Origin of the sequence: Streptomyces sp. NPDC001890 (genome assembly GCF_042891445.1) — a bacterium.
Taxonomy (GTDB): domain Bacteria; phylum Actinomycetota; class Actinomycetes; order Streptomycetales; family Streptomycetaceae; genus Streptomyces.
In genome coordinates, this window is the sequence record NZ_JBIATE010000001.1 from 964,546 (window position 1) to 990,144 (window position 25,599).

At 71.7% G+C, this 25,599-nt stretch carries 28 protein-coding genes and 1 riboswitch; of the genes, 18 read left to right on the top strand and 10 right to left on the bottom strand.

Annotated features, from left to right (window positions below; translation table 11 throughout):
* The first annotated feature begins 58 nt into the window (after window positions 1-58).
* The 5 genes from ACFYY1_RS04215 to ACFYY1_RS04235 all read left to right on the top strand — a co-directional run bounded on the left by ACFYY1_RS04215 (window position 59) and on the right by ACFYY1_RS04235 (window position 4,196).
* Window positions 59-508, top strand: a complete 450-nt coding sequence (locus ACFYY1_RS04215; RefSeq protein WP_342283426.1) for an SRPBCC family protein — start codon at window positions 59-61, stop codon at window positions 506-508.
* A gap of 5 nt (window positions 509-513) precedes the next feature.
* The gene (locus tag ACFYY1_RS04220) at window positions 514-1,800 is read left to right on the top strand and encodes an ArsA family ATPase (protein WP_388580538.1); all 1,287 of its coding nucleotides are present in this window, start codon (window positions 514-516) and stop codon (window positions 1,798-1,800) included.
* Between the two features lie 83 nt (window positions 1,801-1,883).
* Window positions 1,884-2,342, top strand: a complete 459-nt coding sequence (locus ACFYY1_RS04225; protein WP_388580541.1) for a DUF5304 domain-containing protein — start codon at window positions 1,884-1,886, stop codon at window positions 2,340-2,342.
* Window positions 2,343-2,415: 73 nt separating this feature from the next.
* Complete coding sequence (locus ACFYY1_RS04230) at window positions 2,416-3,357, top strand: ROK family glucokinase (RefSeq protein WP_266736788.1); 942 nt, start codon at window positions 2,416-2,418, stop codon at window positions 3,355-3,357.
* Window positions 3,358-3,437: 80 nt separating this feature from the next.
* Entirely contained in the window at window positions 3,438-4,196 is a 759-nt protein-coding gene (locus ACFYY1_RS04235; protein ID WP_388580544.1) for an endonuclease/exonuclease/phosphatase family protein, read from the top strand.
* Window positions 4,197-4,229: 33 nt separating this feature from the next.
* Here ACFYY1_RS04235 and ACFYY1_RS04240 read toward each other — a convergent pair whose 3' ends face one another.
* Window positions 4,230-4,916: a hypothetical protein gene (locus tag ACFYY1_RS04240; RefSeq protein WP_388580547.1), complete on the bottom strand. Its 687-nt coding sequence runs from the start codon at window positions 4,914-4,916 to the stop codon at window positions 4,230-4,232.
* On the bottom strand, window positions 4,909-5,688 hold the full coding sequence (locus tag ACFYY1_RS04245) for an alpha/beta hydrolase (RefSeq protein WP_388580550.1): 780 nt from the start codon (window positions 5,686-5,688) through the stop codon (window positions 4,909-4,911). The genes ACFYY1_RS04240 and ACFYY1_RS04245 overlap by 8 nt, the downstream gene beginning before the upstream one ends.
* 209 nt (window positions 5,689-5,897) lie before the next feature.
* Here ACFYY1_RS04245 and ACFYY1_RS04250 point away from each other — a divergent pair, with 209 nt between their 5' ends.
* From ACFYY1_RS04250 to ACFYY1_RS04265, 4 genes are all read left to right on the top strand, one after another.
* Window positions 5,898-6,626, top strand: coding sequence for a lysophospholipid acyltransferase family protein (locus ACFYY1_RS04250; protein WP_388581505.1), 729 nt, complete (start codon window positions 5,898-5,900; stop codon window positions 6,624-6,626).
* Window positions 6,627-6,677: 51 nt separating this feature from the next.
* Window positions 6,678-7,901, top strand: coding sequence for a MacS family sensor histidine kinase (macS, locus tag ACFYY1_RS04255; RefSeq protein WP_388580553.1), 1,224 nt, complete (start codon window positions 6,678-6,680; stop codon window positions 7,899-7,901).
* Window positions 7,898-8,590, top strand: coding sequence for a response regulator (locus tag ACFYY1_RS04260; RefSeq protein ID WP_388580556.1), 693 nt, complete (start codon window positions 7,898-7,900; stop codon window positions 8,588-8,590). Before macS ends, ACFYY1_RS04260 begins: the two co-directional genes overlap by 4 nt.
* A 123-nt stretch (window positions 8,591-8,713) precedes the next feature.
* Window positions 8,714-9,718: a 2-hydroxyacid dehydrogenase gene (locus tag ACFYY1_RS04265; protein WP_388580558.1), complete on the top strand. Its 1,005-nt coding sequence runs from the start codon at window positions 8,714-8,716 to the stop codon at window positions 9,716-9,718.
* A 36-nt stretch (window positions 9,719-9,754) separates the two neighbouring features.
* On the opposite strand, the gene ACFYY1_RS04270 is transcribed toward ACFYY1_RS04265, so the two are convergent.
* Window positions 9,755-11,641 (bottom strand): anthranilate synthase family protein, encoded by a 1,887-nt coding sequence (locus ACFYY1_RS04270; protein ID WP_388580561.1) that lies wholly within the window; start codon window positions 11,639-11,641, stop codon window positions 9,755-9,757.
* Between the two features lie 93 nt (window positions 11,642-11,734).
* On the bottom strand, window positions 11,735-11,791 hold the full coding sequence (locus ACFYY1_RS04275) for a trp operon leader peptide (RefSeq protein WP_353962612.1): 57 nt from the start codon (window positions 11,789-11,791) through the stop codon (window positions 11,735-11,737).
* Between the two features lie 103 nt (window positions 11,792-11,894).
* Here ACFYY1_RS04275 and ACFYY1_RS04280 point away from each other — a divergent pair, with 103 nt between their 5' ends.
* On the top strand, window positions 11,895-13,241 hold the full coding sequence (locus tag ACFYY1_RS04280) for a class II 3-deoxy-7-phosphoheptulonate synthase (protein WP_388581508.1): 1,347 nt from the start codon (window positions 11,895-11,897) through the stop codon (window positions 13,239-13,241).
* 170 nt (window positions 13,242-13,411) lie between these two features.
* A complete protein-coding gene (locus tag ACFYY1_RS04285; RefSeq protein ID WP_388581510.1) occupies window positions 13,412-13,726 on the top strand; it encodes a bacterioferritin-associated ferredoxin in 315 nt (104 codons plus the stop codon).
* A gap of 24 nt (window positions 13,727-13,750) precedes the next feature.
* Here ACFYY1_RS04285 and bfr read toward each other — a convergent pair whose 3' ends face one another.
* Window positions 13,751-14,230 (bottom strand): bacterioferritin, encoded by a 480-nt coding sequence (gene bfr, locus ACFYY1_RS04290; protein ID WP_093543851.1) that lies wholly within the window; start codon window positions 14,228-14,230, stop codon window positions 13,751-13,753.
* A gap of 154 nt (window positions 14,231-14,384) precedes the next feature.
* On the opposite strand from bfr, the gene ACFYY1_RS04295 reads away from it, so the two are divergent.
* Window positions 14,385-15,017, top strand: a complete 633-nt coding sequence (locus ACFYY1_RS04295; RefSeq protein ID WP_388580564.1) for a sulfite oxidase-like oxidoreductase — start codon at window positions 14,385-14,387, stop codon at window positions 15,015-15,017.
* A 109-nt stretch (window positions 15,018-15,126) separates the two neighbouring features.
* Here the strand turns inward: ACFYY1_RS04295 and ACFYY1_RS04300 are convergent, their stop codons facing one another.
* The 5 genes from ACFYY1_RS04300 to thiO all read right to left on the bottom strand — a co-directional run bounded on the left by ACFYY1_RS04300 (window position 15,127) and on the right by thiO (window position 20,441).
* Window positions 15,127-15,981 carry a deoxyribonuclease IV gene (locus tag ACFYY1_RS04300; RefSeq protein ID WP_388580567.1) on the bottom strand — a complete coding sequence of 285 codons (855 nt, stop codon included), beginning with the start codon at window positions 15,979-15,981 and terminating at the stop codon, window positions 15,127-15,129.
* Between the two features lie 195 nt (window positions 15,982-16,176).
* Complete coding sequence (pknB, locus tag ACFYY1_RS04305) at window positions 16,177-18,093, bottom strand: Stk1 family PASTA domain-containing Ser/Thr kinase (RefSeq protein ID WP_388580571.1); 1,917 nt, start codon at window positions 18,091-18,093, stop codon at window positions 16,177-16,179.
* Between the two features lie 112 nt (window positions 18,094-18,205).
* Entirely contained in the window at window positions 18,206-19,000 is a 795-nt protein-coding gene (locus ACFYY1_RS04310; protein WP_388580573.1) for a thiazole synthase, read from the bottom strand.
* Window positions 19,001-19,002: 2 nt separating this feature from the next.
* A complete protein-coding gene (gene thiS / locus ACFYY1_RS04315) occupies window positions 19,003-19,239 on the bottom strand; it encodes a sulfur carrier protein ThiS (RefSeq protein WP_388580576.1) in 237 nt (78 codons plus the stop codon).
* On the bottom strand, window positions 19,236-20,441 hold the full coding sequence (thiO, locus tag ACFYY1_RS04320) for a glycine oxidase ThiO (protein WP_388580579.1): 1,206 nt from the start codon (window positions 20,439-20,441) through the stop codon (window positions 19,236-19,238). The genes thiS and thiO overlap by 4 nt, the downstream gene beginning before the upstream one ends.
* Window positions 20,439-20,551, bottom strand: a riboswitch (TPP riboswitch). Its footprint overlaps the gene before it by 3 nt.
* A gap of 51 nt (window positions 20,552-20,602) precedes the next feature.
* Here thiO and ACFYY1_RS04325 point away from each other — a divergent pair.
* The 6 genes from ACFYY1_RS04325 to ACFYY1_RS04350 all read left to right on the top strand — a co-directional run bounded on the left by ACFYY1_RS04325 (window position 20,603) and on the right by ACFYY1_RS04350 (window position 25,565).
* Entirely contained in the window at window positions 20,603-20,947 is a 345-nt protein-coding gene (locus ACFYY1_RS04325; RefSeq protein WP_388580581.1) for a hypothetical protein, read from the top strand.
* 28 nt (window positions 20,948-20,975) lie between these two features.
* Complete coding sequence (locus ACFYY1_RS04330) at window positions 20,976-22,232, top strand: NAD(P)/FAD-dependent oxidoreductase (RefSeq protein ID WP_388580583.1); 1,257 nt, start codon at window positions 20,976-20,978, stop codon at window positions 22,230-22,232.
* Window positions 22,233-22,382: 150 nt separating this feature from the next.
* Window positions 22,383-22,748: an Rv2175c family DNA-binding protein gene (locus ACFYY1_RS04335; RefSeq protein ID WP_266736757.1), complete on the top strand. Its 366-nt coding sequence runs from the start codon at window positions 22,383-22,385 to the stop codon at window positions 22,746-22,748.
* Window positions 22,749-22,853: 105 nt separating this feature from the next.
* Window positions 22,854-23,507 (top strand): thiamine phosphate synthase, encoded by a 654-nt coding sequence (gene thiE / locus ACFYY1_RS04340; protein ID WP_388580586.1) that lies wholly within the window; start codon window positions 22,854-22,856, stop codon window positions 23,505-23,507.
* Window positions 23,508-23,653: 146 nt separating this feature from the next.
* Entirely contained in the window at window positions 23,654-24,571 is a 918-nt protein-coding gene (gene metF, locus ACFYY1_RS04345) for a methylenetetrahydrofolate reductase [NAD(P)H] (RefSeq protein ID WP_388580589.1), read from the top strand.
* Window positions 24,572-24,620: 49 nt separating this feature from the next.
* Window positions 24,621-25,565, top strand: coding sequence for a hypothetical protein (locus ACFYY1_RS04350; protein ID WP_388580591.1), 945 nt, complete (start codon window positions 24,621-24,623; stop codon window positions 25,563-25,565).
* Window positions 25,566-25,599: the final 34 nt, after the last annotated feature.

Here is a 25,599-nt window from a genome sequence, read left to right on the forward strand (position 1 = left end):
CTTCTGACGGCAGGCATCTGCCGACGCACCGGTACACCGCACTGGAGGAGCCACGGCGATGGCTGAACACACCAGCTCGAGCATCACGATCGAGGCGGCACCGGCCGACGTCATGGGAGTGATCGCCGACTTCGCCCGCTACCCGGAGTGGACCGGCGAGGTCAAGGAGGCCGAGGTCCTCGCCGAGGACGACCGGGGCCGTGCCGAGAAGGTCCGGCTCGTCCTCGACGCCGGAGCGATCAAGGACGACCACACCCTCGCCTACACCTGGATCGGCGACTACGAGGTCAGCTGGACCCTCGTCAAGTCCCAGATGCTGCGCGCCATCGACGGCTCCTACGCACTGGCCCCGCTCGGCGACGGCGACCGCACCGAGGTCACCTACCGGCTGACCGTCGACGTCAAGATCCCGATGCTCGGCATGATCAAGCGCAAGGCCGAGAAGGTCATCATCGACCGGGCCCTGGCCGGACTGAAGAAGCGCGTCGAGTCCGTCCCGAAGGCCTGACCCGGATGCGTACGGTCCTCGTCACCGGCCCCGGCGGCGCCGGCCGTACCACCGTCGCGGCGGCGACCGCGCTGGCCGCCGCCCGCCGGGGCCGGCGCACGCTGCTGCTGACCGCCGACGGCATACCCGGCTTCCCCGAGGACACCGAACCCACCGAGGTCACCGACGGGCTGTGGTCCGCCCGCATCGACTCCGGCGAGCACTTCCGCGGCGAACTCCTCGCCCTCCAGGACCAGGCCTCCGCCGTCCTCGACCTGCTCGGCGGCAACCGGCTGGACGGCGAGGAGCTGACCGAACTCCCCGGCAGCGCCGAACTCGCCCTCCTGCACACGCTGCGCCGCGCCGCCCGGGGCGACTGGTCGCGAGCCGGCCACGACCTCCTCGTCGTCGACCTGCCGCCCCTGCGCGAAGCACTCGCCCTGCTCGCCCTCCCCGAGCAGCTGCGCCGCTACCTGCGCCGGCTGCTTCCCCCGGAACGCCAGGCCGCCCGCGCCCTGCGCCCGATGCTCGCCCAGCTCGCCGGGGTGCCCATGCCCGCCCAGTGGCTGTACGAGGCGGCCGCCCGCAGGGACGCCCAGCTGGCCGCCGTCCAGGCCCTGATCGAGGACCGCGACACCACGCTCCGGCTGGTCGCGGAGCCCGGCCCCGCCGCCGAGGACGCCCTGCGCACCGCCCGCACCGGCCTCGCCCTGCACGGACTGCGGGTCGACGCCCTCGCGGTCAACCGGGTGCTGCCCAGGCACTCGGCCGACCCCTGGTTCGCGGAGCTCGCCGCACAGCAGGAGAAGACCGTCGACCACTGGTACGAGGAGTGGGCGCCCGGCACCGCGCTGTGCCAGGTGCCCCACCTAGGCCGCGACCCGCGTGGCCTCGACGACCTCGCCCGCCTCGGCACGGCGGCCGACGGCGCCGCCGGGGACGCCGGACTCGCCGGGGGGCTGGACGGGCGGGGCCCCGGCCGGGCCGACGACCCCTGGTGGATAGAGAGCCCCGACACCCCGGACGGCCTCGACGGGCTGCTGCCCGGCGCCCGGATCGTGACCACCGGCCCGCCGGCCGGCGACGGCGACCCGGTCCTCGTCTGGTGCCTGCCGCTGCCCGGCGCCGCCAAGAAGGACCTCCAGCTGGTCCGCCGCGGCGACGAACTGCTGCTCACCGTCGGCCCGTTCCACCGGATCGTCCCGCTGGAGTCCGGACTGCGCCGCTGCACCGTCTCGGGCGCCGCCCTCACCGACGGGGTGCTCCGGGTCCGGTTCACGCCGGACCCCGGGCTGTGGCCGAGGACGGGCTGAACGGCGCGTCACGCTTCGGGTAACGTCGGTAGTACGTGCCCCGTATGCCGGGCCGCAGGCACACCACGTCGCAGGAGTCCGCCATGAGCGATGCCACCGATCGTCCCGTCGACGACGACGCGTGGGCGAAGGCCTGCGCCGAGGACCTCGAAGCGGAGAAGGCCCGCCGCCGGGCCCAGTACGGCCCGCCGCCCGGCTCCGCCGCCGAGGAACTGCGCAAGCTGGTCGACGCCGTGGCCGACAAGTTCTCGTCCCTCCAGTCGCCGCTGTTCGGCGCGGCGGCCCAGGGCACCGTGCAGCAGATCATCAAGCAGGCGAAGTCCGCGGTCGAGCCCGTCATCGAGCGCAACCCGGACGTCTTCGACCACATCGCCGCGGCCGGCAGCGAGCTCCTGGCCGCCTACCGCTCCGCCGTCGAGGGCCAGGAACGCCGCTGGACCCAGGACGCCGGCGATCCGGCCGGCACCGCGAAGAAGGCCGACGACCCCTCCGACCCCCGCGACGAGGGCCCCGCCGCGGGCGAACACATCGACCTGGACTGACCGGCACCGAAGGGCCGGGCCCCGGCTCGGGTACGGTTGGCCCCAGCGGGGCTCGACCGGAACTGAGGGATTCATGGGACTCACCATCGGCGTCGATATCGGCGGCACGAAGATCGCGGCTGGAGTGGTCGACGAAGAGGGCCGGATCCTCTCGACGCACAAGGTGCCGACCCCGCCGACGGCCGAAGGCATCGTGGACGCGATCGCCACGGCCGTGTCCGGAGCGAGCGAGGGCCACCAGATCGAGGCCGTCGGCATCGGCGCCGCCGGATACGTCGACGACAAGCGCGCCACCGTGCTGTTCGCGCCGAACATCAACTGGCGGCACGAGCCGCTGAAGGACAAGGTCGAACAGCGCGTCGGCCTGCCCGTCGTGGTCGAGAACGACGCCAACGCCGCCGCCTGGGGCGAATACCGCTTCGGCGCCGGCCAGGGCCACGACGACGTCATCTGCATCACGCTCGGCACCGGCCTCGGCGGCGGCATCATCATCGGCAACAAGCTGCGCCGCGGACGCTTCGGCGTGGCCGCCGAGTTCGGCCACATCCGGGTCGTCCCGGACGGCCTGCTCTGCGGCTGCGGCAGCCAGGGCTGCTGGGAGCAGTACGCGTCCGGACGCGCACTCGTCCGGTACGCCAAGCAGCGCGCCAACGCCACCCCGGAGAACGCCACGGTCCTGCTGTCGCTCGGCGACGGCACGGTGGACGGCATCGAGGGCAAGCACATCAGCCAGGCCGCCCGGCAGGGCGACCCGGTGGCGATCGACTCGTTCCGCGAACTGGCCCGCTGGGCCGGCGCCGGACTCGCCGACCTCGCCTCGCTCTTCGACCCGTCCGCGTTCATCGTCGGCGGCGGCGTCTCGGACGAGGGCGAGCTGGTGCTCGACCCGATCCGCAAGTCGTTCCGGCGCTGGCTGATCGGCGGCGAATGGCGCCCGCACGCCCAGGTGCTCGCGGCCCAACTGGGCGGCGAGGCAGGGCTGGTGGGTGCGGCGGACCTCGCCCGCCAGGGCTAGGGCCTGTTCGGAACCGGACCGACCCGGACGCCCGTCGCGCCCCTGTGGCAGCGGCGGGCGTCCGTCGTATCGTGAGACGCATGGTTCTGACGCCACTGCCCGACTCCCGTACCGAGCCGGATGGTTCGGCCGTCATCAGAGTGCTCAGCTACAACATCCGGTCGATGCGCGACGACTGCGAGGCGCTGGCCCGCGTCATCACCGCCTGCGCCCCCGACCTGGTCCTCATCCAGGAGGCCCCGCGCTTCTTCCGCTGGCGCAAGCGCGCCGCCTGGCTCGCGGCCCGCACCGACCTGGTCGTCCTCGGCGGCGGCGCCACGGCGGCCGGGCCGCTGCTGCTCTGCTCGCTGCGGGCCACCGTGGAGCGGACGCAGGACGTGCTGCTGCCGCTCACCCCCGGGCTGCACCGCAGGGGCTTCGCCACCTCGGTCGTAAGGATCGCGGGCACCCGGATCGGCCTGCTGAGCTTCCATCTGAGCCTGCAGCGGGACGAACGCCTGGCCCAGACCGAGATGCTGCTGGAGCAGCTGGACGAGATGGGTGTCGAGCACGCCATCGCGGCCGGCGACCTCAACGACGTACCGACCGGGAGCGCGTTCCAGCGGCTGGCCGGGCGGCTCCAGGACTGCTGGGCGGTCCGGCCGTGGGGCGAGGAGCACACCTACTCGCCGGACCACCCGCGACGGCGCATCGACGCGGTGTTCGCGACGGACGGGATCGAGGTGCTCGGCTGCGGTGTCCCCGCCGGGCTGCCCGGGGTCACCGACGTGGACCTGCGGGCGGCCACCGACCACCTGCCGGTGCTGGCGGCGCTACGGGTGCCCGCGATGCTGCCCTGAGCACCTTCCGCCACGCCGCCCCGGCAGGCTCGCTCAGACCACCGCCCCGCGCCCGGGGTCGTCGCCGTCCTCGTCGTCATCGTTCATCCGCGCCACCAGCGTGACGAAACCGCCCAGGAAACCGCCGACGCAGACCGTCGTCAGCCACCAGGTCATGTCCCACCGCAGCAGCACCGCGATCAGCATCAGCACCGGACCGCCGACGACCGCGAGCCAGGCGAACTTCGCCGTGACATCGGCCTCCGGCAGCGGCGGCGGCTCCGGGGGGACGAAATGCCCCTCGTCGCTGTCGTCGAGGTCGTCGTCCTTGGGCTCCGCGACCTCGTAGTCGCGCGGGCCCACCACTCCGGGGGCGAACACGACCGAGCTGCCGAGCGGCTTCTCCGGCGGCTTCACGGACTTCTTGCCGAGCCCCTTGTCCGGATCCAGGACGCCGGGCCGGTCGTGGTCGTCCTCCGGCAGCGCGAGATCCTCGACCGACCTGAACGGCCTGGCGCCCGGCGGGTCCGGCGGCTCCTCGCCGTACCCGGCGACGATCGCCTTCCACACCGCGTCCTCGTCGACCGGTTGTCCGGGACGGTCGCCGTCACCGCCCGGTGCCGCCTGCTGGGCGGCGGCGTCCTGCGGGCCCGTGCCGTCGTCGGGCACGGACGCTCCCTCCGCGGGAAGGGGCTCGCGCTCCTCCTCGCTGCCCGCGCGCTCCGCGTCGTGCTCAGCCACCTGACGTGCTCCCCTTCTTTCCGACGCTCGGGGCGAGGCGGCCGATGAACCGGTAGCTCTCGTCGAAGATCCGCTCCGCATCGTGGTCCAACGTCGCCACGTGGTAGCTCTGTTCCAGCAGGATCTCCTCGACGTCCGTCGACGACACCCGGCTGAGGATGCGCGCCGAGTCGGCGGGCGGCACCACATGGTCCTGCGGGCTGTGCAGCAGCACCATCGGCTGGGTGACCTGGGGCAGTTCGGCATCCACCAGGCGGAAGAACTTCCGCAGCGAATGCGCCGCGTGCAGCGGCACCCGGTCGTACCCCACCTCGTCGGAGCCCGCCAGGGCGATGTCGCTCGCCAGCCCCTTCGTCGTCCGCACCAGATGGCGGGCGACCGGCAGCGCGTACGCCGACAGGCCGTGCACCTTGTTGGCCGGGTTGACCAGCACCAGACCGCTGATCGCGTCCCCGTGCTTCGCCGCCAGCCGCAGCGTCAGCGCGCCGCCCATGGACAGCCCGAAGACGAAGACCTGGCTGCACCGCTCCCGCAGGGCGCGCAACTCCCGGTCCACCTCCGCGTACCAGTCCTGCCAGCCGGTGATCTGCAGATCCTCCCAGCGGGTGCCGTGCCCCGGCAGCAGGGGCAGCGAGACGGTGAGCCCGCGCTCCGCCAGATGGTCGGCCCAGGGGCGCATCGACTGCGGGGAACCGGTGAATCCGTGACAGAGGAGGACGCCGACCTCTCCGCCCTCGTGGCGGAACGGCTCGGCTCCAGGGAGGACCGGCACCGGGGTCTCCTGTTCGTGAGGCTCGCAGGGGAGCGAAAGGGGGGAGTGCAGAGGATTACTTCACCGTACGCGACCGGACTGACACCGACCAGAGCCGTCACCGGCTCCGGCCCCCGCGGCCGCTCCGTGCCGGGCGGGAGCGCGGGCGCCCCACGGGTTAAGGTCTGTCCGACAGCACACAGGAGGCACCCGAGTTGATCTACGGCGCAATGAAGTTCTCCATCGGCGGCTCGTTGAAGCTCGCCTTCAGGCCATGGGTGGAGGGCCTGGAGAACATCCCCGCGCAGGGACCGGCGATCCTCGCGAGCAACCATCTGTCGTTCTCCGACTCCTTCTTCCTGCCGGCCGTCCTGGACCGCAAGGTCACCTTCATCGCCAAGTCCGAGTACTTCACCGCACCCGGCGTGAAGGGCAAACTGACCGCGGCCTTCTTCAAGGGCGTCGGCCAGCTCCCGGTGGACCGCTCGGGAGCCCGCGGCGCCGGTGAGGCGGCCATCAAGGCGGGCATCGAGGTCATCGAGAGCGGCGGCCTCTTCGGCATCTACCCGGAGGGCACCCGCTCGCCCGACGGCCGTCTCTACCGCGGCAAGCCCGGCGGGCTCGCCAGGGTGGCGCTGGCCACCGGGGCGCCCGTCATCCCCGTCGCGATGATCGACACGGAGAAGATCCAGCCGCCCGGCCAGGTGATCCCCAAGCTGATGCGCCCGGGGATCAGGATCGGCAAGCCGCTCGACTTCAGCCGCTACCACGGGATGGACGGGGACCGCTTCATCCTGCGCTCGGTCACCGACGAGGTGATGTACGAGATCATGAAGCTCTCCGGCCAGGAGTACGTCGACATCTACGCGACGGCGGCCAAGCGGCAGATCGCGGACGAGGCGAAGCGCCGCGCCGAGGCCGAGAAGCACAAGGACACCGGGTCCGGATCGCAGACGTGACGCGACGGGACGGCGCGTGACCGCGCCCGTTCCGTCCAGGGGGTGGGGGAAGTGGCCAGGCGCGAGCGCGTCGTACGGATGTCGGTCGAGCAGCCGCTGTGGAGCGCACTGAGGGCGTACCGCGTCCTCACGATGCTGTACGCGGTACTGCTCGCCGTCTTCGGCCGGGAGAAGTACGACCGGCCGTGGGTGGCCGTCGCCTTCCTGGTGGTGATGGTGGTCTGGACGCTCGCCACCCTCCCGAAGGTCGCGGGTGCCACCGCCTGCACCAAACGGTTCCTCGGCGCCGATCTGACCATCGCGCTCACCGGCATACTCCTCACCCCGCTCGCCGACTTCGAGGCCCAGCGGGTCGACGGCCCGACGCTGCCGTCCATCTGGACGGCGGGCTCCGTACTGGCCTTCGCGATCAAGGGCGGCTGGCGGTGGGCGGCCTTCGCGTCCAGCTTCGTCGCCGTCGCCAACATCGTCGAGCGCGGCCATCCCAGCCGGGACACCTTCCACAACGTGCTGCTGGTCTGGGTCGCCTCCATCGCCATCGGGTACGTCATCGAGGTCGCCAGGGCCAGTGAGCGCACCCTCGCCCGCGCCCTGGAGATCGAGGCCGCCACGCGCGAGCGGGAACGGCTGGCCCGGGACATCCACGACAGCGTGCTCCAGGTCCTCGCGATGGTGCAGCGCCGCGGCACCGCGCTCGGCGGGGAGGCCGCCGAACTGGGCCGGATGGCCGGGGAACAGGAGGTCGCCCTGCGCACCCTGGTCTCCAGCGGTCTGGTGCCCACCACCCGGGTCTCCGAGGACGCCGCCGAGGGCGCCGTGGTCCGCAGCGTCGAGGTCGACGACGAACCCTCCGAGCAGGCCGACTGCGATCTGCGCTCGCTGCTCGCCCCGCACGCCGGCTCCCGGGTCAGCTTCGCGGAGCCGGGCGCTCCGGTGCTGCTCGCCCCCGCGGCGGCGATGGAGCTGGCCGCCGCTGTCAGTGCCGCCCTGGACAATGTCAGGGTCCACGCGGGGGAGAATGCCCAGGCGTGGATCCTCGTCGAGGACTGGCCGGACGAGGTGATCGTGACGGTCCGGGACGACGGCCCGGGAATCCCGGAGGGGCGGCTCGCCCAGGCCGAGGGGGAGGGACGGATGGGGGTGGCCCTGTCGATCCGGGGGAGACTGCGGGACCTGGGCGGCACGGCCGAGCTGATCTCGGTGCCCGGCCAGGGCACCGAGGTCGAGTTGAAGGTTCCGAAGGTCTCACGGGGGAAGGCAGGATCAGCGAGATGAGCACGGAGAACACCCAGGCAGCCGAGGAGCGGGCCATCAGGGTGATGGTGGTCGACGACCACCCGATGTGGCGCGACGCGGTCGCCCGCGACCTTTCCGAGTCGGGCTTCGACGTGGTGGCGACGGCGGGTGACGGACCGCAGGCCGTCCGCCGGGCGCAGGCCGTCACCCCCGACGTCCTGGTGCTCGACCTCAATCTGCCCGGCATGCCCGGCGTCCAGGTCTGCAAGGAACTCGTCGGCTCCCACCCGGGACTGCGGGTGCTGGTGCTCTCCGCGAGCGGCGAGCACGCCGACGTGCTGGAGGCGGTCAAGTCCGGCGCCACCGGCTATCTGCTCAAGTCGGCCAGTACGCAGGAGCTGACCGAGGCCGTGCGGTCCACCGCAGTCGGCGACCCCGTCTTCACCCCGGGCCTGGCCGGACTGGTCCTCGGCGAGTACCGCAGGCTCGCCTCCGACCCCGCACCCGCCGCGTCCGACGAGCCCAAGGCCCCGCAGCTCACCGAGCGCGAGACCGAGGTGCTGCGGCTGGTCGCCAAGGGTCTCTCGTACAAGCAGATCGCCGAGCGGCTGGTCATCTCGCACCGCACCGTGCAGAACCACGTGCAGAACACCCTGGGCAAGCTCCAGCTGCACAACCGGGTGGAGCTGGTGCGGTACGCGATCGAGCGCGGTCTCGACGACGTCTGAGCCGACGGCTCCGACGCCGGGCGGCGCGGCAGGGGCACGGGCCGTATATTCGCGATGACCGGCCCATGCCCCTGATCTGCCGATCCGCTGATCCGCCGATCCGCGCGATGAACGGGAGAAGTCGTGGAAATCCTGGCCTTCGGTGTGCAGTCCGACGAGAAGCCGCTGATCGAGAAGGCCTTCGCCGGACAGCACGAGGTCCGCTGCCTGGACGTCTTCCTGAACAAGGACACCGCCCCCATCGCGGCGGGCTACGAGATCATCTCCACCAGCGTCAACGCCGACCTGGGCGCCGGCGTCCTGCAGACCCTCGCGGCGGGCGGTACGCAGATGATCGCCCAGCGCTCCACCGGCTTCAACAACATCGACCTGGACGTCGCCGAACGCCTCGCCCTGCGGGTCGCCCGGGTCTCCTCCTACTCGCCGTACTCGGTCGCCGAATTCGCCTGGACCCTCGCGATGGCCGTCAACCGCCGGATCATCCGGGCCGCGAGCCGCACCCGCGACTTCGACTTCCGGCTGCACGGGCTCCTCGGCCGGGACATGCACGGGCGCACGGCGGGCGTGATCGGCACCGGCAAGATCGGCGAGGCCTTCGCCCGGATCGCCCACGGCTTCGGCATGCAGCTGCTCGGCTGGGACGTCGCCGAGAACCCCGCCTGTGTCGCCCTCGGCATGAAGTACGTGGAGAAGGAACAACTGCTGGCCGAGTCCGACCTGATCAGCCTGCACGTCCCGCTGCTGCCCGCGACCCACCACATCATCGGCGCGGACGCCCTGACCCGGATGAAGGACGACGCGATCCTCATCAACTCCAGCCGCGGCGGACTCATCGACACCACGGCGCTGGTCACCGAGTTGCGCGCGGGCCGCTTCCTCGGCGTCGGACTCGACGTGTACGAGGCGGAGGCCGGGCTCTTCTTCCTCGACAAGTCGCTGGAGGGCATCGACGACGACACCCTGGCCCGGCTGGTCACCTTCCCGAACGTCATCGTCACCTCGCACCAGGCGTACTACACCCAGGACGCGGTGGGCCAGATCATCGACACCACCGTGCGGAACGTCGCCGACTACCTGGCCGGCCGCCGCAGCGACAACGTCCTCGTCCCCGCGCTCCCGGCGAGCTGAGACCCCGGCCGTACCGGGGTCCCGTACGCCCCTTCCTCAGCCGGCCACCGGCAGCCCCGCCAGCAGCTCCGCCACGATCGCCGAGCCGCGCAGCGTCAGCACCGACTCCGGGTGGAACTGCACCGTGGCGAAGCCCGGACCGCGCAGCGCGTGCAGCTCACCGGTGGCCGCGTCCACGCTCACCTCGACGCCGTGCGCCGCGAGCTCGTCGGCCACCGGCCCGTCGCAGCGCGCGGTGAAGCTGTTGTAGAACCCGACCGTCTCCGGCCGCCCGAACAGCTCGATCCGGGTCTGCGCGCCCTGGTACGGCACGGCCTTGCGGACGATGTCGAGCCCCAGCTCCGCCGCGATCAGCTCATGGCCGAGGCAGACCCCCAGCAGGCCGTACCGGTGATCCCGGACCAGCTCCGCGGCCAGCCCGCGCATCAGCCGCATCTTCGGATCGGCGGTGTCGCCCGGATTCCCCGGCCCGGGACCCAGCACGACGGGCCCGGTGTGCGCCCGCACCAGCTCGCTCAGCCCCGGCTCGTCGTAGCGGCGCACCGACACATCGAGACCCGAGGAGCGCAGCAGATGCGCCAGCATCGCGGTGAAGGTGTCCTCCCCGTCGACCACCAGCGCCCGGCCCGAGAGCTCGTGGGTACGCTCCTGCATCCGCAGCCAGAACGGCGCGAGACCGTCCCGCCGGGCGTCCAGCGCCGCCCGCACCCGCGGGTCGCCCGCCAGCCGCGGCCGGGCCGCCTCGTCCACCGGCCGTCCGGGCCGCACCCCGAGCGCGGCGAGCACCCCGGCCGCCTTCGCGTGGGTCTCGGCGACCTCGTCGTCCGGATCGGAGTGACGTACGAGCGTCGCCCCGACCGGCACCCGCAGCTCGCCGCCGGCCGAGATGTCGGCGGTACGGATCAGGATCGGCGAGTCCAGGGTCTGTGCCCCGCCCGGCTCCTGCCGCAGCAGCGCCAGGGCCCCCGCGTAGTAGCCGCGCCCACCGGGCTCGTACCGCTCGATGACCCGGCAGGCGTTCTGCACCGGGGAGCCGGTGACCGTCGCCGCGAACATGGTCTCCTTCAGCACCTCCCGCACGTCCAGCGAGGAACGCCCGCGCAGCTCGTACTCCGTATGGGCGAGATGGGCCATCTCCTTGAGCCGCGGCCCGACCACCACCCCGCCCATGTCGCCGACGGTGCACATCATCTTGAGCTCCTCGTCGACCACCATGGAGAGCTCCTCGGTCTCCTTGCGGTCGGCGAGGAAGGCCAGCAGACTCTCCGCGCTCGGGCCCTCGGCGGGGTAGCGGTACGTCCCGCTGATCGGGTTCATCACGACCGTTCCGCCCGACATCCGCACATGCACCTCGGGACTGGCGCCGACCAGCGTCCTGTCCCCGGTGTGCACGACGAAGGTCCAGTACGCGCCGCGCTCACCGGCCAGCAGCCGCCGGAAGAGGGCCAGCGCGTCGGCCCGCCCGAAGCCGGGGATCTCGCCCCGGAAGGTCCGCCGGATGACGAAGTTCGCGCCCTCGCCCTGCCCGATCTCGTCCTCGATGACCCGCCGGACGATCCCGGCGTACTCCTCGTCCCCGACGTCGAAGGCACCGCCCTCGACCCGCACCTCCCGGACCGGCAGCCGGTCCAGCACCTCGGCGAGTGGCAGCTCGTACGACTCCTGCGCGACCAGCACGGACAGCGGGGTCCCGTCGTCGCGCACGTCGAAGCCGCGCTCCGCGATCTGCCGGAACGGCACCAGGGCCAGCGAGGGCAGCTCACCGACGGGGAGATCGGCGAGCCGGTCCGCTTCACGGACCCGGCCGATCAGCACCTCGACGGTGTCGTGGTCGCGGCCGGGGGTGCGCCTGCGCAGCAGCGCGAACGGCGGGCAGTCGTCACCCAGGAGCCTGTCGATGACGGCATCGGTGCGGTGAGGCATGGGATTGTTCCTTCCGGACGGAGGAACGGCTCCCGAAAACGCGGAAAAGGCCGCCCCTCGGGCGGCCTTCGCGTGGTTTGTCGCGCGCGATTGTCAGTGGGCCGCCGGATGAGCGGTCCACCACCAGTTCTGGTTTGTCAGCGCGAACATGTTCCGAACCTTAGCGGACGCCGGCCTCGTCCGAGCGCGTGTCTCAACTATTGAGCTTGTGGCAGGACCCACCGCCGAACCCCGTAATGTTGGGGTTGTGACCGTGAACGCCAATACCTCCGTCGCCGGTGGCAACACCTGGCGAGACCTTCCCGCGGCGCAGCAGCCCGAGTACCCCGATGCCGAGGCTCTGCGCGATGTACTCGCGGACCTCGCGTCGTATCCGCCCCTCGTGTTCGCGGGTGAGTGCGACCAGCTGCGCGCCCGCATGGGAGCCGTCGCCAAGGGCGAGGCGTTCCTGCTGCAGGGCGGTGACTGCGCCGAGGCCTTCGACGCCGTGTCGGCCGACCACATCCGGGCCAAGCTGAAGACACTGCTCCAGATGAGCGCCGTCCTGACGTACGCGGCCTCCGTGCCCGTCGTCAAGGTGGGCCGGATCGCCGGACAGTACTCCAAGCCGCGCTCCAAGCCGACCGAGACCCGTGACGGCGTCACCCTGCCGACCTACCGGGGCGACTCCGTCAACGGCTTCGCCTTCACCGAGAAGGACCGCGTCCCGGACCCCGAGCGGCTGAAGCAGATGTACCACGCATCCGCTTCCACGCTGAACCTGGTCCGCGCCTTCACCACCGGCGGTTACGCCGACCTGCGCCAGGTGCACGCCTGGAACCAGGACTTCGTGAAGTCGTCCCCGTCCGGCCAGCGCTACGAGGCGCTCGCCCGCGAGATCGACAACGCGCTGAACTTCATGAAGGCGTGCGGCACGGACCCGGCCGAGTTCAAGGCGGTCGAGTTCTACGCTTCCCACGAGGGCCTGCTGCTGGACTACGAGTCGGCGCTGACCCGCACCGACTCGCGCACCGGCGAGCTGTACGACACCTCCGGCCACATGGTCTGGATCGGTGAGCGCACCCGCCAGATGGACGGTGCGCACATCGAGTTCGCGTCGAGGATCCGTAACCCCATCGGCATCAAGCTCGGCCCGACCACCACGGTCGACGAGGCGCTCGGCTACATCGACCGCCTCGACCCCGAGCGCGAGCCCGGCCGGCTGACCTTCATCGTCCGCATGGGCGCCGACAAGGTCCGTGACAAGCTCCCGGCCCTGGTCGAGAAGGTCACCGCCTCCGGCGCCACCGTGGCGTGGGTGACCGACCCGATGCACGGCAACACCTTCGAGGCGGCCTCCGGCCACAAGACCCGTCGCTTCGACGACGTCCTGGACGAGGTCAAGGGCTTCTTCGAGGTGCACAAGGCCCTCGGTACGCACCCGGGCGGCATCCACGTCGAGCTCACCGGTGACGATGTCACCGAGTGCGTCGGCGGCGGACACGAGATCTTCGTGGACGACCTGCACCAGCGCTACGAGACGGCCTGCGACCCGCGGCTCAACCGCAGCCAGTCGCTCGACCTGGCGTTCCTGGTCGCCGAGATGTACCGGGACCAGTAGGCATCACCGCAGGTGGCGCGCGTACGACTGTGGGGCACGGATCGATGTGATCCGTGCCCCACAGGGCGTCCGGAGGCTTTTAACGCCTCTGGGTGCCGGGTAAGGTTAGGTAAGCCTCACCGATAAACGGGGTGGCAGTGAACGACCGATCCCGCCGGGAGGTGAACCGCGTGTACGTCTGCTCGTGCTTCGGCATCACGGAGAAGCAGGTCAAGGAGCATGCGGACGCCGGAGCGTGCACACCCCGGCAGATAGCCTCCGCCTGCAAGGCGGGCACGGACTGCGGCGGTTGCGTCCGGGCCATCCAGGCGATGCTCGGCCGTGGCGCCTGCCCGCGCCGCGAACTGCTCGACCAGAAGCGGATGCCCGGCGCCGCCGGTGAAACCGCCACGGGTGCCGGATCCGGACCTGGCGCCGAACCGGGCACCGCACCGGGGACCGGGCCGGGGATCGCACCGGGAATTCAGCTTCCCGACGCGGCCTGACCTGAGCCGGTCGGGCCGCGGCCCTCAGCTGTCCGGCTGCTCGATCTGCTGGGCGATGTAGAGCGGCTCACCGAGCTTCTCGACCAGTTCCAGCTGGGTGTCGAGGTAGTCGATGTGGTGCTCCTCGTCCTCCAGGATCGACTCGAAGATGTTCGCGGACGTGATGTCGCCCTTGCCGCGCATCAGCTCGATTCCACGCTTGAGGCGGTCGATCGCCTCCACCTCGACCTGGCGGTCCGCCTGGAACATCTCGGTGACGGTCTGGCCCACCCGCACATGGAACAGCCGCTGGTAGTTGGGCAGTCCGTCGAGGAAGAGGATGCGGTCCGTGAGGATCTCGGCGTGCTTCATCTCGTCGAACGACTCGGAGCGGGTGTATTTCGCGAGTTTCGTCCAGCCGAAGTTGTCCTGCATCTTCGCGTGCAGGAAGTACTGGTTGATGGCAGTCAACTCTGCGGTCAGCTGCTCGTTCAGGAACTCAAGGACCTCGGGGTCGCCCTGCATCGCAGAGGCTCCTTCCAACCGGTGAACTGGCAAGTTGGCCGCATCTTCGCATCGCACCCGATGGCCGTCCAGTAAGTGCAGGCTTACTGTGAGTTGTCCGAATCGCCCCCTGCCCTGGTCAGGACCACCCCTGCCTGTCTGTCACCATGGAGGCATGGGTCAGCCGGAAAGCCGGGAACACCGCGCGTCAGAGCAGTCCGAGCTTCCGCCGGGCCAGCGACTCCAGCGCGGTTGGCCGGTTACCCACTATGGGCCCGTGCCCAGGTTCAAGCCGGACCGCTGGGAGTTCCGGGTCTTCGGGGCCACCGCGGACGGCGAGAAGCACTGCTGGAACCACCAGGAATTCTCGGTACTGCCGTTCGCCTCGGTCGTCGCCGACCTGCACTGCGTCACCAAATTCAGCATGATCGGTGCCGAATGGGGCGGGGTGCTCGCCCGCACGGTCCTGGAACTCGCGCCGCCCGCACCGAACGTCACGCACGTGATGGTCTGGGCCGAGTACGGATTCAGCTCGAATCTGCGGCTCTCCGACTTCGCCTCGGACCGAACACTTTTCGCCACCCATAAGGGCGGGGAACTGCTCACCGCCGAGCACGGCTTCCCGCTCCGCCTCGTCGTGCCGCATCTCTACGCCTGGAAGGGGCCCAAGTGGGTCCGGGGTGTCGAGTACATGACGGCCGACCGCCGCGGCTTCTGGGAGGAGCGCGGCTACCACAACATCGGTGACCCGTGGAGCGAGCAGCGGTACTCCTACCAGGAAGAGCCCGGGGACGGCCCCGAGCTCTGACCTGGCGGCTCCTGGCCCGGTTCCTCGGTGGTGGTACTAGCGTATACCCCAGCGGGGTATTCCCTCATGGTGATCGAAGAGGGAATCACCTAGGGAATCACCTGGGGAATCAGCTGTCGCGCAGCCCCTTCAGCCGTGCCACGTCCGCCGCGTGGCCTTCCTTGCCGCCCGGCGTCTCGATGATCAGCGGTACGCCCTCGGTCGCCGGATGCGAGAAGAGCTCACGGAACGGTCCCTCGCCGATGTGTCCGGCGCCGATGTTCTCGTGCCGGTCCTTGTGGGCTCCCACCACGTCCTTGGAGTCATTGGCGTGGATCAGTTTCAGCCGGCCCTCGCCGACCGTCGCCACCAGCAGGTCCAGGGTCTTCCGCATGCCCTCCGGGCCGGTCAGGTCGTGCCCCGCCGCGTAGATGTGGCAGGTGTCCAGGCAGACGCCGAGCTTGGGGTGGGCGTCGAGCGCGTCGAAGTACGGGCCGAAGTCCCAGGTCCGCGAGCAGAGCGAGAACCCCTGCCCGGCGGTCGACTCCAGCAGCAGATACGGGTCGTCGTCGTGCGTCAGCTCGTCCAGGAGCGGCCGCATGTGCGTGCGTACCTGTGCGAGGGCCTGCTCGCGCGGCCGGCCGCCGGTCGCCGATCCGGTGTGCACCACGACGCCCAGGGCACCGATCTCCCGGGCCCGGCGCAGCGAGTGGCGCAGCGACTCCACGGACTTCTCCACGGTCGCCGCGGTGTGCGACCCGAAGTTGATCAGATACGGGGCGTGGACGTACGCCGGTATGGACGCGGCGGCGCACCCGGCGCGGAACTGCTCGTCCTGGGCCGGGTTGCCGACGGGGGTCGCCCAGCCGCGCGGGTTGGCGACGAAGACCTGGACGGCCTCCGCCCCCATCTCGCGGGCGTAGGGGAGGCCGACCTTGGCGAGGCCGCCGGCCACCGGGATGTGGCCGCCGACTGGGTTGCGCATATGGATGGGGCCTTTCGTTTGGATCAGGCCGGATCAGGGAGCGGGGCCTGGTGCATGCGATCGCAAGGCGGAGGAGGGAGTCGACGCGGGGCGTCGGCGACCGACGACAACGCGGAGGGGGTCCCCCTGGCCCTCAAGGTTTTGGGGGAGTACGTGCAAGACCCCGCGAGCCCGGCACGATCCTAACGAAAGGCCCTAGAGTCCCTTGGTCTTGATGGTGATGGTGCTGCCCTCGGGGGCCTGATCCCCGCCGTCGACGGACTGGCTCTCGATGGTGTCGCTGAAGGACAGGAACGGGCGGTCGACCTTCACCTCGAAGCCCGCGGCCTCCAGCTCGTCGGTGGCCTCGTCGACGTCCTTGCCGGTGACGTCGGGGACGTCGATCATCCGCGGCCCGTCGGAGACCGTGAGCGTGATGGTGTCGCCCTCGGCGGCCTCGGAGCCCGCGCCCGGCGACTGCCGGGCGATGTCGCCCTCGACCTCGGGGGAATTGACCCGGTCGGGCAGCACCTTGGCCTTCAGCCCCTCGTCCGCCAGCGCGGCGGTGGCGTCCTCGACGGACAGCCCGCTGACGTCGGGTACGTCCACCGGAGCGCCCTTGCTGACATGGAGGGCGACCGCCGAGTCCGAGTGGCGCTCGGTGCCGGCCACCGGGTCCGTGCGGATCACGTCGCCCCGGACCGTCTCCTCGCTGAACTCCTTGGTGATCATGCCCGGCACCAGGCCGACCTTCTTCAGCTCACGCCTGGCGTCGGCGACCGAGAGGTCCCGGAGGTCGGGCACCTTCACGGTCTCGGGGCCGCGCGAGACGACGAGCTTCACCGCGTCGTTGCCCCTGATGCGGTCGCCGGACCCCGGGTCGCTGCTGATGACCTCGCCGCGCTCCACGGTGTCGCTGTAGGCCCGGTCGACGCCCTTGAGCTCCAGGCCGGCCTTCGCGAGCCGCTGCCGGGCGTCCTTCTCGGTCTGGCCGAGCAGCGAGGGGACCCGGGTGAACTGCCCGGAGTTGATGTACCAGACACCGGTGCCGATCCCCAGCGCCAGCAGCACGGCGACGACCACGGCGACGACCGAGCGCCTCGGTCCGCGGCGGCGCCGGTTCTCCGGCGTGGCCCCGGGCGGCACCGGCGGGGGCATCTCCAGCCGGCTGGTGTGGTGCGAGACGCCCTGGCCGGCCGGGAGCAGCCGCGGGATCACGCTGGTGCGGTCCTCGGCGGCGTCGTGCGTCTCGGCGGTGGCCTGCGGCGGTACGGCGTCCAGCTGGGCCTCGGTGAGGCCGGAGCGAGCCGTGCGGGTCTCGGCGAGCAGCGCCACCGCGTCGAACGGGCGGGCCTCGGGATCGCGGGCGGTGGCGCTCGCCACCAGGCCGTCGAGCTCGGCCGGGAGCCCCGGGACGGCGGCCGACGGCGGCGGGACGGCCTCGTTGAGGTGCTGGTAGAGGACCTGGGCGGGGGTGTCGCCGCCATGCGGCTTGGCGCCGGTCAGCATCTCGTACAGGACCACACCGCAGGCGTACACATCGGTGCGGGTGTCCGAGGTGCCGTTCTCTATCTGCTCGGGGGCGAGATAGGAGACCGTGCCCAGGACGGAACCGGTGGTGTTGGTGACGGTGCCCACCGCGCGTACGAGCCCGAAGTCGGCGACCTTGACCCGGCCGTCGTCGCCTATCAGGACGTTCTCCGGCTTCATGTCGCGGTGCACGAAGCCCGCCCGGTGTGCGGCGCCGAGCGCGGCGAGGACCGGCTCCAGGATGTCCAGGGCGGCCCTCGGCTGGAGGGCGCCGCGATCGCGCAGCACGTCGCGCAGGGTGCAGCCCGCGACGTACTCCATCGCGAGGTAGACGTACTGCCCCTGGGCCCCCTGGTCGAAGACCGCGACCACATTGGGGTGCGCGAGCCGGGCCACCGACTTCGCCTCGCGGATGAAGCGCTCGACGAACGAGGCGTCGGTCGCCAGCGCCGGGTGCATCACCTTGAGGGCGAGCACCCGGTCGAGCCGGGTGTCCACGGCCCGGTAGACCGTGGCCATGCCGCCCACGGCGATACGGGCATCGACGCGGTAGCGGCCGTCGAGCAGCTGCCCGACGAGAGGGTCCTGGAGGGTCGTATCCACGCAGGCGAGTCTACGAGCCGCCACGGACACGACCCACCGGCCGGGGCATTCCCGGGGCCGTACTGCAGCCGAGCCGTGACAGGGACATGCGATCCACCCGCGTACCGGCGGCTCAGAAGGCCGGCCGCTCCGGGTCCAGCACCGCCCGCCCCTCCACCGGCGACGACGCCTCGGCGAAGTGGCGGCGCGGAATCCGGCCGGCCCGGTACGCCAGCCGCCCGCCCTCCACCGCGTGACGCATCGCCGCGGCCATCAGCTCGGGCTCCTGGGCCCGGGTCACCGCGGACGCCAGCATCACCGCGGCGCACCCCAGCTCCATCGCGAGCGCCGCGTCGGAGGCCGTCCCGGCGCCCGCGTCGAGGATCACCGGCACCCGGGCCTGCTCGACGATCAGCCGGAAGTTGTGCGGATTGCGGATGCCGAGCCCGGAGCCGATGGGGGAGCCGAGCGGCATCACCGCCGCGCACCCCACGTCCTGGAGCCGGCGCGCCAGCACCGGGTCGTCATTGGTGTACGGCAGCACGGTGAAGCCGTCGTCCACCAGGATCTCCGCGGCGTCCAGCAGCTCGATCGGATCGGGCAGCAGGGTCCGCTCGTCGGCCACCACCTCCAGCTTGATCCAGTCGGTGCCGAGCGCCTCGCGGGCCAGCCGGGCGGTCAGCACGGCCTCGCCCGCGGTGAAGCAGCCCGCCGTGTTGGGCAGCACGCGGATGGAGAGCCGCTCCAGGACGGAGAGCACCGAACCCTGCACGGTCGGATCGAGGCGGCGCATCGCGACGGTGGTCAGCTCGGTGCCGGAGGCGGTCAGGGAGCGCTCCAGCACGTCCAGGCTGGGCGCCCCGCCGGTCCCCATGATCAGCCGGGAGCCGAACGTGGTGTCGCCGAGGGCGAAGAGGTCGTCCGACATGATCAGCCTCCCTGGACCGCGGTCAGGACCTCGACGCGGTCACCGTCGAGCAGTGCGGTGGCGGACCACTGGCCGCGCGGTACGACGGTCTCGTTGACGGCGGCCGCGACGCCGGAGTGCGCGGTGGTGAGCGTGGCAACGAGCGCCGCCAGGGTGGTGCCCCCGGCGAGACGTCGGACCTCGCCGTTCACGGAGACGGAGAGGGTGGTCGCCCCGGGGAGCGGTGCGGGCTCGGTCATGCGGGCTGCTCCTGACGTACTGCGGGCTGATCCTGACGCACGGAGGCGGCGACGGAGGAGAAACGCTGCGGGGTGAAGGGGCGGGCCGGCTCGGGCGGCTCGCCGCCGGTGAGGAACTCCGCCATCACGTCACCGGTGACGGGGGTGAGCAGCACCCCGTTGCGGTGGTGGCCGGTGGCGAGGTGGAGGCCGGGCAGGGTGGTGGGGCCGAGCAGCGGGGCGTTGTCGGGGGAGGCGGGGCGCAGACCGGCCAGGGTCTCGGTGAGCGGCAGCTCGGTGATGCCGGGGACCAGCTCGTGGGCGTCGCGCAGCAGCTCGTAGACGCCGCCCGCGGTGACGGTGGTGTCCCAGCCCATTTCCTCGCTGGTGGCGCCGACGACCAGCTCGCCGTTCTCGCGCGGTACGAGATAGAGGTGGCCGCCCCGGACCACGGCCCGGACCGTGCGGCTCAGGAACGGCGCGTACCCGGCGGGCACGGTCAGCCGTACCACCTGGCCCTTCACCGGCCGGACCGGTGGCACCACCTCGTCCGGCAGCCCGGCCAGCCGCCCGCTGAGGCTGCCCGCGGCGAGCACGACCTGGTCGGCCGTCAGCTCCGTACCCCCGGCGAGCACCGCCCCGGCGGCCCGGTCGCCCACCACGTTCAGGCGCTCCACCCAGCCGCGGTGGAAGACCACCCCGGCCCGCTCGCAGGCGGTCAGCAGGGCGGCGGCCAGCCGGCGGGGATCGATCTGGTGGTCGCCGTCGACCCGCAGGCCGCCCCGGACGCCCGGCGCGAGCATCGGCTCCAGCCGGCGGCACTCACGGCCGGTGAGCCACTCCGATTCGAGGCCCGACCGCTGCTGGAGGGCGTGCAGCTCCCGCAGGTGGGCGCGGTCGTCGGAGTCCAGCGCGACGGCCAGGGTGCCGCAGGTCCGGAATCCGGTCTCCTGCCCGCTCGCCGCCTCCAGTTCGGCCACGAAGGCCGGATACCGGTCCGCCGAGGCGACGTTGAGGCCCAGCAGCAGCTGTTCGCCGTAGTGGAGTTCGGTGACGGCGGCCAGCATGCCGGCCGCCACCCTGGCGGCACCGCCACCCGGTTCGGGGTCGGCGAGCGCCGTGCGCAGTCCGCGCTGCGCGGCCCGCCAGGCCGTCACCAGGCCGATGATCCCGCCCCCGATGACCAGGACATCGGATCCGTTCCCGTTCCGAGAAGAACGCATGGGCTTCCAGCCCCTCCCTTCGCCGGCATGACCCGGATCAGGTTCGTACGGTCGGAGGCCGCCCAGCCTCCCTCTCAGCCCGGTGCGTCCGGGCTCCCGCGAGTGCTTTACGTTGGCCACCCTAAACCCCGTCCCGCCGGACCAGTAAGGGAGTGGCCACCGTGGCCCGTTCGCTCGACGGACTCGTCCTCGCTCCGGTCGCCGACCAGGCGCCCGGCCAGGTCGGCACCCGTACCCGCTTCACGTACCACGAGGAGGACGGCCGGATCTGGGCCGAGTACGCGGGCGGCGACGTGGTGCGCGGCCATCTCGTCGGCACCCGGGACGGCGACACCCTGGACTTCCGGTACGTCCAGCTGAAGCAGGACGGCACGACGGCCGGCGGCCACTGCGTCTCCACCGTCGTCGACCTCCCGGACGGCCGGGTCCGGCTGGAGGAACGGTGGGCGTGGGAATCGCAGGAAGGCAGCGGGACGAGCACGGTCGAGGAACTCGCCCTTTCCTGACGATCAGTCAGGTGTTTATGGTGTACGGGTGAGCGATCAGCAGCAGTCAGAGCGGCCGGACCGGCGGGCAGGGCACCGCGTGGTCGTCGTCGGCGCGGGCATGGCCGGGGTGCAGACCGCGGTGGCCCTGCGGGAACAGGGCTTCACCGGCCCCGTCACCCTGATCGGCGCCGAACCGCACCAGCCCTACGACCGGCCCCCGTTGTCCAAGGCGGTGCTGCTCGGCAAGGCCGAGGACTCCGCCTTCGACATCGACTTCGAGGCCCTGGACATCGATCTGCAACTGGGCCGCGAGGTCACCGGAGTACGGCCCGGCGCGCACGAACTGGACACCCCGACGGGGCCCGTTCCCTACGACAGCCTGGTCATCGCGACCGGTGCCGAACCGGTCGTCCTGCCCGGCACCGAGGGCGTTGTCGGCGTCCACCTGCTGCGCACCCTCGACGACGCGGCACGGCTGCGCCCGGTCCTCGACCAGCAGCACGGCGTCGTGGTCGTCGGCGCGGGCTGGATCGGTGCCGAGTTCGCCACCGCGGCCCGCGCCGCCGGCTGCGCCGTCACCGTCGTCGAGGCCGCCGACCGGCCCCTGGCGGGCGCGATGCCCGCGGAGGTCGCCGCCCCGATGGCCGCCTGGTACGCGGAGATCGGCGCCGAACTCCTCACCGGGGCCCGGGTCGAGCGCGTCGAGCCGGGCCGGGTGGTCCTCGCGGACGGCCGCACCGTCCCGGCCGGAGCGGTCGTCGTCGGAATCGGTGCCCGGCCCGCCACCGGCTGGCTGGCCGGCTCCGGCATCGCGCTCGGCCCCGACGGATCGGTGACCGCCGACGGGGCGCTGCGCACCTCGGCACCCGATGTGTACGCGGTCGGCGACTGCGCCTCGTTCCCCTCCGCCCGGTACGGCGAACGCCTGCTCGTCCACCACTGGGACAACGCGCTCCAGGGCCCGCGCACCGCCGCCGCCAACATCATCGGCGCGATGGCCGACGAGGCCCCGGAGCCGGTGGTGTACGACCCCGTGCCGTACTTCTGGTCCGAGCAGTTCGACCGGTTCGTGCAGTACGCGGGCCACCACGGGAGCGCCGACACCCTGCTGTGGCGCGGCGATCCGGCCGGGCCCGCCTGGTCGGTGTGCTGGCTGCGCGACGGCGTCCTGGTCGCGGTCCTCGCCGTCGGCCGGCCGCGCGATCTGGCACAGGGCCGCAAGCTCATCGAGGCGGGGGCGCGGCTCGATCCGGAACGGGCCGCCGACCCCTCCGTACCGCTGAAGTCGGCGACCCGTCAGTAGCGCGCCGCCGGGCGCGCGGGGCGTCCGGTGTGCGGGAGCCGCTGGAGCATGGCCGTTCTCGACGGGCCGGCCCGGCCGGCGCGGTCCGCGAGGCCCTGAAGGGCCGAGTCCGGGTATCGGCTGTCAGTGCGGGATGGCAGGCTTGTCCTTGTGACCGAGATTGACGCAAAGATCGATGCTCTCGTCCCCGACTGGCTGCACCTGCCCGACATCGCCGAAATGCTCGGTGTCGAGGTGACGCGCGTGCGGCAGCTGGTCAAGGAGGGCCAGCTGATCGCCGTACGACGTGGTGAGAACCGGACGCTCCAGGTGCCTGCCGCCTTCATCGACGGCGACAAGGTGGTCAAGGGCCTCTCCGGCACCCTGACGCTCCTGAAGGACGACGGCTACAACGACGAAGAGATGCTGGAGTGGCTCTTCACCCCCGACCCGACCCTGCCGGGCACCCCCGCCCAGGCACTGAGCGAGAATCGCGGCACGGAGGTGAAGCGCCGCGCCCAGGCGCTCGCCGTCTGACGACCGGCCGGATGTGAGGGGCGGGCCGCGCGACACCACGCGGCCCGCGCCCCGCACCGCCCGGCGGCAGCCGCTCCACCACGCTCTCCCAGGGGGATCCGCACCATGTCCACGCCTCGCGCGCTGCTGTCCGACGCCCGGCTCTATCTGTGCACGGACGCCCGCAGGCGTCAGGGCGACCTCCCCTCGTTCCTCGACGCCGTCCTCGCCGCGGGAGTGGACATCGTCCAGCTCCGCGACAAGGGCATGGAGGCGGCCGAGGAGCTCGACCACCTGGCCGTCCTCGCCGACGCGTGCCGGCGCCACGGCAAGCTCCTCGCGGTGAACGACCGGGCCGACGTCGCCCACGCCATCGGCACCGATGTGCTGCACCTGGGCCAGGGGGACCTGCCGGTGCCCGCCGCCCGCGCCATCATCGGCGAGGACGTGGTGATCGGCCGCTCCACACACGCCCGGTCCGAGGTCGACGCGGCCGTCGCCGAGCCCGGCGTGGACTACTTCTGCACCGGTCCGTGCTGGCCCACCCCGACCAAGCCCGGACGCCACGCCCCCGGCCTGGACCTGGTGCGGTACGCCGCCTCGCTCGACCAGCCGCGCCCCTGGTTCGCCATCGGCGGGATCGACGCCGGCAACCTCGACGAGGTGCTGGACGCCGGGGCCCGCCGGATCGTCGTCGTCCGGGCGGTCACCGAGGCCGCCGACCCGGCCGCCGCCACCGCCGACCTGGCCAGGAGGATCCGGGAGCGCGTCGCGGCGTGATCCGGCGGCCCGGCCGGAGGCGGTGGCCGAGCGACGCGGAGGCGGTTTCCGGCCGACTGTCCGAGGGATGGACAAACAACCGGTCAATTCGGGCAATTCACACTGGTTCGGTCCATCGGTCGTCGCGCTCTGGTTAACCTGCCGGTATGGCCCTTGGCACACCATCCACCAGGACAGATCACGCGCGCACGGTGCGTGAGCTTCTCGCGACCGGCAAGACCTCGTACTCGTTCGAGTTCTGGGCGCCCAAGACCGAGAAGGGCGAGCGGAACCTCTGGAACGCGCTGCGCCGGGTCGAGGCGGTGCGGCCGAGTTTCGTCTCCGTGACCTACGGGGCCGGTGGCTCCACGCGGGCCGGGACGGTGAAGGCCACCGAGCAGATCGCGGCCGATTCCACCCTCACCCCGGTCGCCCACCTCACGGCGGTCAACCACTCCGTCGCCGAGCTGCGCAACATGATCGGGCAGTACGCGGACTGCGGGATCCGGAACATCCTCGCCGTGCGCGGAGACCCGCCGGGCGACCCCATGGGCGAATGGGTCGAGCACCCGCAGGGCGTGCGGTACGCGGCCGATCTCGTCCGGCTCATCAAGGAATCCGGCGATTTCTGCGTCGGCGTCGCGGCATTTCCCGAGATGCACCCGCGATCGACCGACTGGGACACCGACATCCGGCATTTCGTGGACAAGTGCCGCGCCGGGGCCGACTATGCGATCACCCAGATGTTCTTCAATCCGGAGGACTATTTGCGTATGCGTGACCGCGTGGTCGCTGCGGGTTGCGAAACCCCGATCATTCCCGAGGTCATGCCGCTGACCAGCGTCAAGCAGTTGGACAGATTCGCGCAGCTCAGCAACGCGTCTTTCCCCTCTTTCCTGAAAGAACGCATCCTCGCCGCCAAGGACGATCCCGCCGCTGTACGCTCCATTGGCATCGACTTCGCCACGCAGTTCTGCGCGAGGCTGCTGTCCGAGGGTGTGCCCGGACTGCACTTCATCACGCTCAACAACTCGACGGCGACGCTCGAAATCTACGAGAATCTCGGACTGCACAAGCAGTCGTGACCGGCCGTACCCGCCGCGACCCGGGGGGTGGCCGTAGGAGGGGGCGGGCATGGGCTGGACGGTCCTCTACATCGCGTTCGGCATCGTCGCGCTGTGGCTGCTCGGCGAGGTGCTCCTGCAGTACAAGGCGCGCCTGCGATGGCGGCTGCTCGCCTTCGCGGGCTTCGGCATCGTGGTCGTCGGCGTGCTGATGCCGTCGGTGTTCGTCATCGTCCTCGGCACGATCGCCTTCGCGACCGGCCAGACGTACGTCACGCTCTCCTTCCGGCGCGGCTTCTCCACCGGCTGGGCCATAGGGGGCAGCCCCGGCGAGAGCCGTCGTCGTCGCGGCGGCGGCGACCGGGAGGGCCGCGGGCCCACCCTCCAGGTGTCGGACCTGGAGATGGCGTACGACGAGGGGACCCCGCAGCCCGCGGTCCCCGGGACGCCGCCCCCCGGCCCCCAGGCCGCCGCGGTCTACGAACCCGAGCCGATGCCGGACGACACCGGGCAGTACGGCATCTACTCCGACCACCACCGGTCCCGGCAGGAGCAGGGTCGGCAGGAGCAGCCCCAGCCCCAGTACGCCGCCTACGACCCGTACGCCGACTCCGCCGCGTACGGTGCGCCGGACCAGGGAACCTACGCGGGCCAGAGCAACCACGCCGACCAGGACCCGCTCGCCGGTCAGTACGACTACGGCACCGAGCGGCAGCAGTACGCCGCCTACTCCGACCCGTACATCGGTACCGGCACCACCACCGGCTCCCCGCAGTACGACGCGTACGACAGCTACGGCAACGGCAGCAACTACGACAGCTTCGGCGGCCGGCAGGAGTACACCGCCGACCCGTACGCCCAGCAGTACGCCGCCGACACTCCGCCGGGCGGTGTCTGGGTGCCGCAACAGCGCGAGGGCGAGCAGTACCCGGCCGCACCGCCGCAGCCGCCCGCCCCGTACCCGAACGGCTACAACAACGGCAACGGCTACGACGAGCAGCAATACCGCTACTGACGACGGTCCGGCCGCCCGGGGCCGCCGGACCGCG